We start from the raw sequence: 13,040 nt of genomic DNA, 5'->3' as shown, positions 1-13,040 counted from the left end.
TATTTTCAGGCAATGTGAAGAATAGGAATGTATTAAATAAAAATCGGTTGAAAACTAAATTTCTTATGAAATTCAGTCTCCAACCGATTTTCTTATATATTTTTTACTTTCTTTTATTTTCTGATTACTCTTCCAGTTCCGGAATCTTTCTTGAACATGCCACTGCTAATGCTCCCGGTCCGATATGGCAGGAAATACTAAGTGAAAGCGGATCCATACGGATTTCCATGCCTGGAAATGCTTCCTGCACTTCTTTCTTAAAGTTCTCTGCCGTTTCCAAGTCATGCGTGTATGCCATCTCAAGATACATATGCTCTCCGGCTGGATCTTTGAAGCGGTTGGCAAAATCGTTCTTCATTGCCTCGATCATCATGCTCTTTGCCTGTTTTACAGTTCTTGCCTTGGCAAATGCGTCTAATTTTTCCCCCTGGATCTGAAGTACCGGTTTTAACTTTAACAATGTTCCGAGTGCTGCAGCCGCCGGTGTGATCCTGCCGCCCTTTTTCAGATAATAAAGTGTGTCCACCATAATATAAATAGACGATTCAAATTTATCCCGCTCTAAGATCTCTTTAATTTCAGATGCAGATCTTCCCTGTTTCGAAAGTGCGATCGCGTCTAAAACGGACTGCCGCTGTGTAACAGAAATTCTCTGATTGTTAACCACCTGTACCTTTCCATCGTAATCCTGTGAAAGCATAATGGCAGTCTCACAGGAACCGCTGAGTCCGGATGACATTGGAATATGCACGATCTCATCATACTCTTTTAACAGTTCATCCCAGGTGTCTGTGACATTTCCTACAAGTGGCATGGATGTATGGATGTCTGTCTTCTCAGATAGCATCTGGTAAAACTCTTCCTGTGACAGATCAATATCTTCATACAGCGTCTTATCTCCCACAAAAAAAGGCATCGGCATCACGGTAATTCCAAGTTCTTTTGCCATACTCTGTGTGATTCCACTATTGCTGTCTGATACGATTGCTACGTTGCTCATGAAAAATGTTCCCCCTTATAATGTCTCCGAACGTTTTTTGATGTTTTCTTTGAAGTTGATCACCTCATGCTCGTACTCTTCATTCATGTACTCTGATTTGATCATAAAATCTGCAGATGCTTTATTGTTTGCGATTGGGATATCATATACCTGTGCAATACGAAGCAATGCCTTTACATCAGGATCATGTGGCTGTGCAGTCAATGGATCAGAGAAGAAAATGACAAAGTCAACTTTTCCCTCAACGATCTTTGCTCCGATCTGCTGATCTCCACCAAGAGGACCGCTGTTATATCCACGAACCGGGAGTCCTGTCTGATCCGTGATCATGCGTGCCGTGGTTCCTGTTCCACAAAGGAAATGATTTTTCAAGATTTCTTTATTTGTTTCGCACCATGCGATCAGCTCTGCCTTTTTATTGTCATGCGCGATCAGTGCTATATTTTTCTGTTTTCCAATGGTCAGTGTTACATAATTTTCATTCATATGCGCCATCCTCCGTTATCTGTCTGTGCCTGTATCTATTGCATACCAATTTAAATTTTCTGCAATACATATCGTTAAGTATAACATATTTTTCTTCGTTCTTCCACAAAAAAATAATAGAATGACCGGTGTTCACCCATACTGTGTGACCAGTAGCGATATGTGAACACCAGCCATTCTATTATTATGATACGAAATCTTTTATTCCGGCAGCTTTACTTTTCCATCCAGTATCATTTTCACAAACGCCGTATCCCGGATGATCCATGGATCTTTCGCCATCCGCATATTCGTTTCATATACTGTTTCCGGCTGCTCCCATCTGAGGTAATACCCTTTTGCCACTTCACTTGGAGTCAGATGAAGTTCTCCTTCTTTCTCTGACACCTTACAATAAAAGAAATATGAATGGCAGATATATTTACAGGACGGATCAAATATGTCACGGCGCATCTCAAGGATTTCTCCCAGTTCATGCCATGAATCCTCTAAAACTGTAAGTCCGGTTTCCTCACTGATCTCGCGTTTCAGGGTTTCTGACAACTTCTCCCCCTCTTCCATTCCACCGCCCGGCATCTTATATTCGCCATCCGTACTGCACTGCATTGCAATCTTTCCATCCCGGAAGATTACTCCACGCACATTATATTTCTCATATACCTTCGTTGTGTCATCATAATTATTCTCATCAAAAACAGCAAGCACTTCCATCTTTTCTGCCTCCGTATTCTGCAGCTTAGGGTCGTATTTTTATCATATATTAAAATGTCTGATATTGTGTGCAAGCATATCTGCCATATTACGCAGATTTTCTGTGGAATCTTCAATATTTTGAAAGCTGTCCGTTATTTCGGTAATAGATGCACTCGTCTGCATAGTTCCCTCAACGTTCTGCTGTGCAATCTCCGACAGGGAATCGATGACATCTATGATCTCTGCTCTTGCACTCTCTAATTTTCTTGTCCGGCTCTCAATCTGACGGATCCGTTCGATAGATGCATCAATCTCACCCATGACACCGTTTACCATCTGTTCCGTACTCTCAATATGCATATTTTGTTTTTCAATAATTTCCTGTGTCCTGCCCATCGTCTCAACCACACGTTCGGAATTTGCGATCAAAGTATTTACAATTTCACCTATATTACCGCTCGCCGTATCGGACTGTTCTGCAAGTTTCTGTATCTCTGATGCCACAACTGCAAAACCTTTTCCCGCTTCACCTGCGCGTGCAGCTTCAATGCTTGCATTTAAAGAAAGCAGGTTTGTCTGGGACGCGATTTCAGAAATAAACTGTGATGCTTTCTGAATATTCTGTGCCGAGATATTCGTCTGTTTCGTCTGGTCTGCGATCGTTGCAACAGCCTCCTTTACCTCTTCGCTGATACGTTTTAATTCATCGATCGTAACAACTGCTGCATCGCTTGACTGCTTCATCTGATCTGCACTGTCATTCAGCTCATCTGCTGCCTTTCCTGTCTCAATGATCAGATTTCCCATATATTTCACATTATCTGACGCCTTCTTCGCATCCTCTGCCTGTAAATTTGCACCGTTTGTAACAGAATCAACGGTTGCCTCCACCTCACGCATTCCATCATAAGTCTGATGGGAGGTATCTTCTAACGTATTGGATGCCTCCATCAGCATATCCGTACTTCCCTTGATACCCTTAATGATCTTTAGCAGCTCATTCTGCAGATTCTGTATTGCTTTCGTCAGATCACCGACTTCATCTTTCCGCTCTAAAATTTTACTGTCAAACGCTACATCAAGATGTCCTGCTGACACTTCCTGCACACTGGCGATTCCCTTTTTTAATGCATGTGTAATGGAAGTTGCGCTGATCTCCACGATTATAATACAGATGACAAGTACCACAAGTACGATCGCTACGATCGTATTGATGATCTTTATGACGCTGTTGGATATTTTCTCTTTTTCTGCACCTGCGAATACCATTCCGACCGGAGTACTGCTGTCATCTTTCTGATAGACTGGAACGTAGTATCCGTAGTAAATCGTACCATCCATGGATACATTATCGCTGAAATACCCCTCGCCGCCATTTAATACTTTTTCAACAATTTTATCCCCCGCCGGACTTCCTAATATCCTGTTATCATTTTTGTCAACTGCAGAGGTCATGATTCTCTGCGATCCGTAGAAAAATGTTACATCCATCCCGGACTCCTGTTTAATCGTATCAACCAGATTTTCCGACTGGGAAATATTATAACTTCCTTTCCAGATATCCCCATTTTCTGCCTGTAAATAAGTTCCTGCATTCTGGTCATAAGCGGCCTGCGTTGCGATTGCCGTTCCCTTTAACGAATTTTCCACCTGATCAATGATCGCACCTTTTACGATCGTTGATGCGATCAGAAGGATAATCCCGCCTAACAGGAGCAGTGGAATCAAAGAACAGAGTAAAACTTTTTTCCGAATTGTTAATTTCATAATTCTATCCTCCCCTAGTCCACAATCACAACGTTTTTATAATACCAGTCAATACCACCTGTGATCGTTGCATCATCCAAGGTTCCGTTTTCTGTTCCAACTGTCTCCCCTGTATTCGTCTCCATCACTCCGTCAAAAATATTGTTTGTACCGCTTAAGATCTCTGCAGTCGCCTCGTCAACTTTTTCCTGTGTTCCTTCTGCCGCAAATGAAGCCAGATTCGTCAGCTGTACCAGTCCCTCTGCCATACCTCCATAATAATTGGACCCATCCCACGTTCCATTGATAATACTTTTGACCGCTGACGTATAATATGCACTCCAGTTCCAGATCACGCTTGTCAGACAGGCATCCGGCGTTTCTTTACTCATATCCGAGTTATAACCGATCCCATAAACTCCCCGCTCCTGTGCCAGTGTCTGTGGATACGGTGTATCGCAATGCTGTGCCATCACATCACAGCCCATATCTAAGAGCTGTTCGGATGCTGCTTTTTCCTTATCCGGATCATACCAGCTATTTGTGACTGCCACATAAATCTCTGCATCCGGATTTACAGATTCCACACCGATCGCAAATGCATCGATTCCCCCTGTCACCTCAGAATTTGACGAATCCTGCGCTGCCACATAACCGATCTTATTCGACTTTGTATTCATACCTGCTACGATACCACTCAAATATCTTACCTGATAGATGCGGCCGAAATAATTATTAAAATTCTTTCCATTTGACATATAGCCGGTTCCATGTGAGAAATAGATATCCGGATATTTTTCCGCCATCTCTGCCGTCACTTCCATATAACCCCAGCTGGTTGTAAAAATAATATTACATCCATCCGAAATACAGGCTTCGATTGCCTCCTCCGTTGCTTTTGCATCTGAATCGTCCACAATTTTTCTCTCGATCTGATCATCGCTTAATCCCAGATTTTCCTGCATTCCCACGATGCCCAGATCATGTGTGTAAGAATATCCGCTCCCCTCATCCGGGTCTGAGATATAAAGTACACCAACTTTTATATCTTCTTTGGCAATTCCTGCTGTACCTGATGTCTGTCCCGTTTCCGACTGCGAACTGCCGCTGCCGTTTCCGACTGCTTCCGTCGTTAAATAACCATCGTTTGTTGCATAATCATCCGGCGTACCACCTGTTTTTCCGCCGCATCCTGCAAGTATGCCTGTCACTGCAAACAATGCAATCAGCTTTCCAACTCTTTTTCCTTTCATCCTTTGTTCTCCTCATCACAAATTTTCACAACAACTTTGTTTCATTATACAAAACAGGAGAACATTTGTAAATAAATCTTAGTTTTATGACAATAATTTGATACTTTTGACCTATTTTTCTGAAAATGCTCTTTGGGCATGCAGATAAGACAGATTAAATGTCCGGAGTGTCACAGGCTGGTTCATTCTGTTATTTTCCTGCATATATTCCCACTTCCAGTTATACATTTCATCCCCATAATAAATGTTTTCCGGATGATCTTTTAAGTACTCTGCGATCACAGGTGCCGCATCGGTTGATAAGCATGAGAGATAACTGTAATCTCCCGCGGCATTTCCATTTTCAATCTGCGCCAGATCATAGGCGGCAATCCCAGCATCCACATGGGCAAAGGCAAACAGCACATAACTGATGCACACAACCGCCATTCCATACGTAAACAACGGGAACCTGCGGTTCCAGATATAACAGATCGTTCCTGCCATAAGAAACGCGATCACTGCCAGCACCGTCAGTACAACAACACGCAGAAATGTAAGCTGATATGCCCTGATATACAGGATCATTCGCCATGCGCTTGATGCCGTCATAATCATCGTACATACGGAGATCACAGTCCAGACGATATCTGCTGCCCTGCTCCTCTGAAAGAAATGTTCCATTACAAGAACTGTTCCAAGATTTAAGATGCATACCAAAAGAAGCTGAAAAAATCCCTGTCTTGCATATTCGGCATAGGTAACTCCTTCCGGAAGCTCCCCGCCACCGCCAAACAGATATATGATCTGTATGCCGCAGAATACAACATATAATACTGCAACCAGGACTGTTACCGTAAGCATCGCTGTCGTTTCTGTAAAAATTTTTGTTTTCCTGTCCTGCCGTTCTTTTCTATATGCCGAATATCTGACACCACAGTAAGATGAAATAAAACCAAAGCATAACATGCAGCAAATTCCTGCCAGATTTGCCGGAATCCTGATTCCTGCAAAAAATTTTGTGATCATACTTGAAAATACCAGATCTGCTGACACTAACAATCCACCGATCAGAAGAACCACCGGTATTGCTATTGCAATTCCGATCAGGATCTCACGCACTTTTCCATTTTCCTTCTTCTCACGTAAACGGATAAAATCGTTTCCATCACCAAATGGTCTTGTAATACTGCTAATCGCTCCACATACAGCATTTACTCCACTGCACAGATACTCCCAAAAATCCCATTGATTTTTATCTGCCAGATTTCGTATAAGGAAGCACACTGTGAATGCAAAAATCCAGCAATAATTCATCCAGATAATCCACTCATTTCCGGTCGTAAATGTATTGACCGCCAGAATCAGCATATATGCAGCGAAAAATATTGTTGTGTTAAAAATTTTCCTTTCTTTTACCGTTTTAACGATGTAACAAATATATCCGATCGTTGCCGCAACCCACAGAAGCACTGCAGCTCCTGTCATATTTTTGTAAATACAGACCGTATAGATCAGTGCGTAAACAAAACTTGCCGGCGCAAGTTTCTTAAAAATCTCCGCATTTTCTTTCTGTTGCTGTTTTCTTTTTTCCTGCCACTGCGCTTTTTGCTCCTCGTAACTGACTGTAAGATTCTGATCCATTTTTTATGCTCCCTTCTCTTCTTCCTTCTCCAATAAACTGTCATGTTCCCGCTTCATCTTTCCATAACCTGTTATGATTCCGCTTCATTTCACACAAAACGTTAAGTTTCCTCATCTGTTTTAACATATTCTAAAATATCTCCCGGCTGGCAGTCCAATGCCCGGCAGATCTTGTTTAAAGTGTCTACTTTGATTGCTTTTGCCTTTCCATTTTTCAGTATGGAAATATTTGCCATTGTAATGCCTACTTTTTCCGAAAGTTCGGTCACACTCATTTTCCGTTTTGCAAGCATTACATCTATATTTATGATAATTGCCATTTTTCTCTCCTTCACTATATCATGTGCAAAATCAGCACATGATCCAATTCGTCGTTCGTCAATCATACAAGCATGTTGACTCTCTTGCTCTCATTATATCGTAAGTTCATTTTCCTGTTTTAATTCATAAGCCTTCAGAATCAGATGTGATAATGCTGCTGCCAAAATGGATATCATAACTGAAATCAAAACCGCAGTAATCATAAAAATACTGACTCCCGGCTGTCTGACTGCTAAAAATACCAGAAAAACAATTCCTGCAAACCACACAACCGCAAGCAGTAATGCGAAATGGCTGATATTTCGAAAACATCTTGCATTTTCTTTCGAGAATGAATTATCTTTTCCAATCTGCACACATACTTTCCAGAACTGGTACAGAATCGCATAACAGATCACCCCTATGCACCAGCCGTACAACAGTCCCGGCATAAAAAGATACGCCAGTGTTTCATCCGCATCTCTCCATGATATCGCAAGTACCGGCATAATATACAGAAAAAACACCGCTCCCATCAGTGCCAGTACAATTGTGATTGCTTTTAACCATCGTGAAATTTCTTTTTGCTGCATAAATACTTCTCCTTTTTCTGATTCATTTTTCAATTCAGCTTTCAAGTTTTTGACTGCAAAAATGCTGAATCCAAACTTGCTTCTTCCTGCATTTTATTATACACATATATTTTATTTTTGCAATATGTTTTTATCGTATATCAATAAAGTTTTATTATAAAATAATATTTGTACTTTTTCATCCTTTTTCGTCAGAACAAATAAAATCCCCTATAAACAGCCAGATGCTACCTGCCACCTGTTTTTCTGTTTATAGAGGATTTTGTTATTTACCGCTCATTGCATTATTTTTTAATCCGATATCATCGTTGATTATTCCTTAAATATTTTTTCCACTTCTTCTATAGTTTTATCAACATCTTCGGCAATCTTTTCTGTAGAATAACCCAATCTGTACATATTCCGAATAACGTCGTCTTTATCTGCTCGATTATAAATATTGTTCTATTTCTGAGAGTGTTTTTCCAGTTGCGTCTATGATTTTTTCTATTGGGAAGCCGGACTTAATCATATTGTGAATCATTTCTGCCATAGCTTCTTCTCTGCCTATTTCAATTCCTTCGTTTTTGCCTTCCTCTTTACCAGCTTCATATTCTGCCTTTCGGAGTTTCTTTTCTTCCCATTCTTTATCATACTCTAATATACTTACCATCTTTACCTCCGAGCGATTCTTCCGCAAGAAATCGACTAAGATTCCTTCTTTGATGCATTCCGTGATTGCCCTTTCAACTGCATCATTCAGATTCAGCGCTGATGCATATTTTCGGACTCTCGCAACATAAATGGCATATTCCTTCAATGTCTGACACTGTTCCATCAGGTCTTTGTTGTGTCCTTCGTTCACATTCAGCATCAGAACTTTTAACTCTAAATCCGGCTCTCCAGCCAGATGCTCATATGCCTCAGACAAACGCAGTTCGACCCGGTCGTCCACTGCATCCGTTCCATTATAAAACACCATAAACTTCGGTGTCGGAATCTTCTGCAGCTTTGACAAATACAGTGACTTATCGTTCACAAACTGCTGATACTCAATCCCAATATAGATCAGATCCCGCAATGGTATATTGGGATTGATCGTTGACTGATGTTCATAGAGATAAATATTCGTCTCTAACATAAATGCCAGGTCATTTTTCATTCCCATATAGATTGCGTTTTCCAACGTGACGATCTTAAGGGCTTCCGCATTCTGATAATGGTTTCCGGTCACTGCGTTGTACAGGGATAAGAGATTCTCTTTCTCTGAGAACAGCATGCGGAATACAGTGTCTTTGTACTGACGGTTGGCTGTCGGTATCTTTTCTGATACCTGTGTGCTCTTCTTCATATTCGGTTCCTCCTGTGTGCAGGAGGCTCATCCAGATCTCCCGCTTTTCATTTTTGTGGATAAAAAGCATAGATTTCTGAAATGTTTTTTTGAATTTTAGACGGATGTATACATCCTGATAGTCATACAGACAGAATTGCCGGATTCGTAATTATAGCACCGGATAGATGTCTGCATCGTAGAAATATGCTTTGAGTTATTTTATCATACGTCATCCTTAGTATGCAACTCATTTGAATTTTCTTGTGCAATTTACACAAAAAGCGCTACTGTTCGCACCTGTAATGCAGGCAACGGCAGTTAAGCCGCACCTACACCATACACGCCCGCGCATTATAAGTTCCCGATATTTCCGGCAGTTCTGACATCACAGTCAATTCTAAAATATCTCCCGACGCCCACACAAGAATCGTTTCTTTTTGAACCGGAGTAAGTCCGGTTTTTGAAACACTCGCGGAAGATTCCATGGAACACCCTTCCATGGAACAATATTTCACAGAACAACATTCCATGGAATACGCCGTAGAGCATTGATTTCCACCCGGACTGCTGCCTGCGTTTCGGCTTTCCTGTGACATATCAGTACTTATCATAAGCTCCGCATGCGAACCCCTTCTCTGCTCTTCCGATCCATTTGACAATCTTATTTCCGGTACGACCGGCATATCCTGCACATTCTGTGCAGGCGGCACAGACCGTGTTCCGGATACCATCGATTCTTTTGGCTTGTGCGCATCACAGTTTTTTGTGACAGTCTCTTTTTGCCGGTCCACTTCATCACATTTTTTCGGATCCAGATCTTTTTTTCTCCGCTTTATGCGCACGACCCGAGGTGCTTTTATCGTCTCAATATACAGTACCCTTTCTTTCTGTTGCATCTTATCTAACAAAATCTCAAGAAAAATCGTACCATAATAATTTCTCCGGTATCTCTCCTGTTCCCTGAATTCGGACTGCACCCATTCTTCTTTTGCGGTCTTTTTTATTCTGACAGAGTCATCCCCATAAAACTGCTCTGTCATTATGCCTTACTGTTATAATAGCCATTGTTATAATAACTGCTGCTATTTTGTGTGCCGTTTGTATAGCGTGCATAACGGTTATAGTTACTGCTCGCCGTCACATTTGATTTTTCGAGTTCCGTCACCTTTTCTTTTGCATATTTGCTGATCTGTCCTGACAGATCTGACACTTTTTCGGCAAACCCATCTTCACCGGCAAACATTTTCTTTATCTGGCTGATGTCGGCTGCCTTTAATTTCTTTTCATCCAGCTCTAATGTTCCGTCACCATTTATCGTAATTCCGATCTCACGGAGTTCTTTATTTTCCGCATTTGCATAATTCTTCAGCTTTTTGGCAAAATTTGAATCCACGCTGTCGCCGGACTGTGTAAGACGTTTCATCAGATAATTATAGTCATTTACAAATGACTCTATATGATCTGTCACATTCTCTTTCACTTTTGCCTCATCTTCCCCGTCAAATACAGAAGTACCATCTGTTTTTAAAAACTTCCCCAACCGTTTTTCCACACGTTCCGCAGCCGTCTCCATTCCACTGTATAAAAGTGTCTGGTCTCTGTTTGCGATCAACTGCGCCGCAGATGATGTTTTCCCACTATTTGCATTTAATTTTGAAAGAAGCTGACTGATCGACTGACCCGAACTTCCTGAAATACTCTTTTTTGTTCTCTGCTGTTTTGTCGAAAATGTTCTTGTCTTTGCAATACGGTTCATCCGCGCACGCACAATGGTGCTGTTTAATCTGTTCCCAACTCTCATACTCATTTTCCCCATTTCACAACTCATTTTATAACAGATAAGCGCTCCCCCGGAGGGTTCAGTATAAAAATACATTTTTCACACGCAAGATCTGTGCTTACGCACAAACTTGAAATGCGCTGGAAAGCAACGCAAAAATGGCGCCTGTTTCCCGGTTATTTCATTCCTTGAAAATCAGACGCCATCCTTAGCTTTCTTCTGTTATATCATTTATATCGTCACAAATTAAAAATACTTTACAAAAAAAATTCTTGACACTCCTCTTGTACTATTGTATTATTTCATTAGTACAAAGAAACGAGGTGATACGATGGCATGGAACCTTAATTCCGACCGCCCTATTTTCATACAGATCGTAGAGCGGATCGAAATGGACATCATTTCCGGCAAATATAAACCCGGAGACAAACTGCCTTCCGTCCGTGATCTTGCTGCCGAAGCAGCGGTAAACCCAAATACGATGCAGAAGGCTTTTTCAGAACTTGAACGAACCGGTCTTGTTTTCTCACAACGGACAACAGGACGCTTTATTACGGAGGACACTTCCATGATCGATGAATTAAAATCAACACTTGCAAAAGATAAAATTACAGAACTGCTCTCATTTATGCAGCAGCTCGGCTTTCAGGAAAATGAAATTCTGGCTATGATCGATCAGACCATGAAAGGAGAAAAATGATGGACACATTACTTGAATGTAAAGATCTTACGAAAAAGTTTGGCAATAAAACTGCGATCGATCACATTGATCTTTCGATCGAAAGTGGTCATATCATAGGACTTCTCGGTCCAAACGGCAGTGGAAAAACAACACTGATTAAAATGATCAACGGACTTTTAACCCCGACTTCCGGCACACTCTATTACAAAGAAAATCCGATCGGTGTCGAGAGTAAACGCCACATTTCCTATCTGCCGGATCACACTTACCTGAACATGAACCAGCGTGTGAAAGAAGTCATCGCTTTCTTTCAGGACTTTTATGAAGATTTCGACAGGGAACGCGCCTACGATATGCTGCAAAAACTGAATATTAATCCAAATGATTCTCTAAAAAGCATGTCAAAAGGAACCAAAGAGAAGGTACAGCTTATCCTTGTCATGAGCCGGAAAGCGGAATTATATATTTTAGATGAGCCGATCGCGGGTGTCGATCCTGCTGCAAGAGATTATATTTTAGATGTGATCTTAACCAATTACGACCCGTCCGCTTCCATCCTGATCTCCACACATCTGATCGCTGATATCGAAAATATTTTAGATCAGGTCGTTTTTATCCAGAATGGACAGATCCGTCTTTCCTCTTCCGTTGATGATATCCGCGCCGAGGAAGGCAAATCCATCGATGCACTGTTCCGGGAGGTATTCAGATGTTAGGAAAATTATTGAAATACGAATTTAAAAACACATACAAATTAATGTTCATCATCTACGGCATCATGGCATTCGTCACCATTCTCGGCTGCATTGCCATGTACAGTAACAGTGATCCTGCAGGTATGACGAACCAGATACAGGAGATTTTCTTTACAGCAGCCATGGTATTTTATGTACTTGGTGTATTTGCACTTTTCGTGGTAAGCTACGTATATATGTGTGTTCATTTTTATAAAACCATGTATTCCGATCAGGGATACCTGACACACACACTGCCGGTTGGTCAGATGTCGACGTTCAATGTAAAACTGTTCGTTTCCTTTTGCTGGCTGATGTTATCCTTAATCATCCTGTTTCTGTCGATCATTTTCTTAGGCTGCGCAGCAAACAGAGGATTTTCGTTTGATTCAGACTTTTATATGGCTATGGCAGATTTCAAAAATCTGTTTGGCATACCATTTCATACCTTTATTATTTATATGATTCTTTCCATGATCATATCCTGCCTGCAGTATCTTCTGATGGTATTCGCCAGCGGTTCTATCGGCCAGCTTTTTACAAAACATAAAATAGGCGCTTCCATCGGTGCCGGAATTGTGTTTTACATGTTAGGTCAGATCGCAGCTTCCATCCTCATGGTACTTACCGGATATTTCGGTTTCATGAATAACATCAATGTCGCTGTCTATGATGTCTCTGAAAACGCTGCATTCGGTACAGCCTTTTCTTCTATGTTGCTTTCCGGATTGCTCTTTTCGATCATCGAATGTGTGATTTTCTATATCGTGTGCATGGTTATTATTAAAAGACATCTGAATCTGGAATAACCGTTCATTCCAAAATCACTACTTTCACT

At 41.2% G+C, this 13,040-nt stretch carries 14 protein-coding genes; 3 read left to right on the top strand and 11 right to left on the bottom strand.

What is annotated here, in order from left to right:
* Positions 1-124: 124 nt before the first annotated feature.
* The 11 genes from ACDD58_RS12860 to ACDD58_RS12810 form a co-directional block, all read right to left on the bottom strand.
* Positions 125-1,000 carry a DegV family protein gene (locus ACDD58_RS12860; RefSeq protein WP_370777814.1) on the bottom strand — a complete coding sequence of 292 codons (876 nt, stop codon included), beginning with the start codon at positions 998-1,000 and terminating at the stop codon, positions 125-127.
* 15 nt (positions 1,001-1,015) lie between these two features.
* The gene (locus tag ACDD58_RS12855) at positions 1,016-1,495 is read right to left on the bottom strand and encodes a methylglyoxal synthase (protein WP_117919149.1); all 480 of its coding nucleotides are present in this window, start codon (positions 1,493-1,495) and stop codon (positions 1,016-1,018) included.
* 192 nt (positions 1,496-1,687) lie between these two features.
* Positions 1,688-2,197: an NUDIX domain-containing protein gene (locus ACDD58_RS12850; RefSeq protein ID WP_186899542.1), complete on the bottom strand. Its 510-nt coding sequence runs from the start codon at positions 2,195-2,197 to the stop codon at positions 1,688-1,690.
* 42 nt (positions 2,198-2,239) lie between these two features.
* Positions 2,240-3,946, bottom strand: a complete 1,707-nt coding sequence (locus ACDD58_RS12845) for a methyl-accepting chemotaxis protein (protein ID WP_370777812.1) — start codon at positions 3,944-3,946, stop codon at positions 2,240-2,242.
* Between the two features lie 14 nt (positions 3,947-3,960).
* Complete coding sequence (locus tag ACDD58_RS12840) at positions 3,961-5,178, bottom strand: BMP family ABC transporter substrate-binding protein (protein WP_370777810.1); 1,218 nt, start codon at positions 5,176-5,178, stop codon at positions 3,961-3,963.
* A 111-nt stretch (positions 5,179-5,289) separates the two neighbouring features.
* On the bottom strand, positions 5,290-6,801 hold the full coding sequence (locus ACDD58_RS12835; protein WP_241070968.1) for a DUF4153 domain-containing protein: 1,512 nt from the start codon (positions 6,799-6,801) through the stop codon (positions 5,290-5,292).
* Positions 6,802-6,902: 101 nt separating this feature from the next.
* A complete protein-coding gene (locus ACDD58_RS12830) occupies positions 6,903-7,121 on the bottom strand; it encodes a helix-turn-helix transcriptional regulator (protein WP_117919141.1) in 219 nt (72 codons plus the stop codon).
* A gap of 93 nt (positions 7,122-7,214) precedes the next feature.
* Positions 7,215-7,694 (bottom strand): DUF2975 domain-containing protein, encoded by a 480-nt coding sequence (locus tag ACDD58_RS12825; RefSeq protein WP_117919139.1) that lies wholly within the window; start codon positions 7,692-7,694, stop codon positions 7,215-7,217.
* Positions 7,695-8,124: 430 nt separating this feature from the next.
* The gene (locus ACDD58_RS12820; RefSeq protein ID WP_370777808.1) at positions 8,125-9,024 is read right to left on the bottom strand and encodes a hypothetical protein; all 900 of its coding nucleotides are present in this window, start codon (positions 9,022-9,024) and stop codon (positions 8,125-8,127) included.
* A 311-nt stretch (positions 9,025-9,335) separates the two neighbouring features.
* Positions 9,336-10,046, bottom strand: a complete 711-nt coding sequence (locus ACDD58_RS12815) for a hypothetical protein (protein ID WP_370777806.1) — start codon at positions 10,044-10,046, stop codon at positions 9,336-9,338.
* The gene (locus ACDD58_RS12810; protein ID WP_370777805.1) at positions 10,046-10,807 is read right to left on the bottom strand and encodes a hypothetical protein; all 762 of its coding nucleotides are present in this window, start codon (positions 10,805-10,807) and stop codon (positions 10,046-10,048) included. The genes ACDD58_RS12815 and ACDD58_RS12810 overlap by 1 nt, the downstream gene beginning before the upstream one ends.
* 310 nt (positions 10,808-11,117) lie before the next feature.
* On the opposite strand from ACDD58_RS12810, the gene ACDD58_RS12805 reads away from it, so the two are divergent.
* Genes ACDD58_RS12805 through ACDD58_RS12795 form a run of 3 tightly spaced genes read left to right on the top strand, consistent with a single transcriptional unit; the run spans position 11,118 to position 13,011 of the window.
* A complete protein-coding gene (locus ACDD58_RS12805) occupies positions 11,118-11,486 on the top strand; it encodes a GntR family transcriptional regulator (protein ID WP_117919133.1) in 369 nt (122 codons plus the stop codon).
* Entirely contained in the window at positions 11,486-12,184 is a 699-nt protein-coding gene (locus tag ACDD58_RS12800; RefSeq protein WP_199536174.1) for an ABC transporter ATP-binding protein, read from the top strand. The genes ACDD58_RS12805 and ACDD58_RS12800 overlap by 1 nt, the downstream gene beginning before the upstream one ends.
* A complete protein-coding gene (locus ACDD58_RS12795) occupies positions 12,178-13,011 on the top strand; it encodes a hypothetical protein (protein ID WP_370777803.1) in 834 nt (277 codons plus the stop codon). Before ACDD58_RS12800 ends, ACDD58_RS12795 begins: the two co-directional genes overlap by 7 nt.
* Positions 13,012-13,040 lie beyond the last annotated feature (29 nt).

This window comes from Roseburia sp., assembly GCF_041325975.1.
GTDB lineage: Bacteria > Bacillota > Clostridia > Lachnospirales > Lachnospiraceae > Roseburia > Roseburia rectibacter.
The sequence above is the reverse complement of the archived record's forward strand: the minus strand, read 5'-3'. Positions and strand labels throughout refer to the sequence as shown.

Coding starts and splice junctions, on each gene's coding strand:
- ACDD58_RS12860 (WP_370777814.1), bottom strand. CDS start 1,000: ATGAGCAACGTAGCAATCGTATCAGACAGCAATAGTGGAATCACACAG.
- ACDD58_RS12855 (WP_117919149.1), bottom strand. CDS start 1,495: ATGGCGCATATGAATGAAAATTATGTAACACTGACCATTGGAAAACAG.
- ACDD58_RS12850 (WP_186899542.1), bottom strand. CDS start 2,197: ATGGAAGTGCTTGCTGTTTTTGATGAGAATAATTATGATGACACAACG.
- ACDD58_RS12845 (WP_370777812.1), bottom strand. CDS start 3,946: ATGAAATTAACAATTCGGAAAAAAGTTTTACTCTGTTCTTTGATTCCA.
- ACDD58_RS12840 (WP_370777810.1), bottom strand. CDS start 5,178: ATGAAAGGAAAAAGAGTTGGAAAGCTGATTGCATTGTTTGCAGTGACA.
- ACDD58_RS12835 (WP_241070968.1), bottom strand. CDS start 6,801: ATGGATCAGAATCTTACAGTCAGTTACGAGGAGCAAAAAGCGCAGTGG.
- ACDD58_RS12830 (WP_117919141.1), bottom strand. CDS start 7,121: ATGGCAATTATCATAAATATAGATGTAATGCTTGCAAAACGGAAAATG.
- ACDD58_RS12825 (WP_117919139.1), bottom strand. CDS start 7,694: ATGCAGCAAAAAGAAATTTCACGATGGTTAAAAGCAATCACAATTGTA.
- ACDD58_RS12820 (WP_370777808.1), bottom strand. CDS start 9,024: ATGAAGAAGAGCACACAGGTATCAGAAAAGATACCGACAGCCAACCGT.
- ACDD58_RS12815 (WP_370777806.1), bottom strand. CDS start 10,046: ATGACAGAGCAGTTTTATGGGGATGACTCTGTCAGAATAAAAAAGACC.
- ACDD58_RS12810 (WP_370777805.1), bottom strand. CDS start 10,807: ATGAGAGTTGGGAACAGATTAAACAGCACCATTGTGCGTGCGCGGATG.
- ACDD58_RS12805 (WP_117919133.1), top strand. CDS start 11,118: ATGGCATGGAACCTTAATTCCGACCGCCCTATTTTCATACAGATCGTA.
- ACDD58_RS12800 (WP_199536174.1), top strand. CDS start 11,486: ATGGACACATTACTTGAATGTAAAGATCTTACGAAAAAGTTTGGCAAT.
- ACDD58_RS12795 (WP_370777803.1), top strand. CDS start 12,178: ATGTTAGGAAAATTATTGAAATACGAATTTAAAAACACATACAAATTA.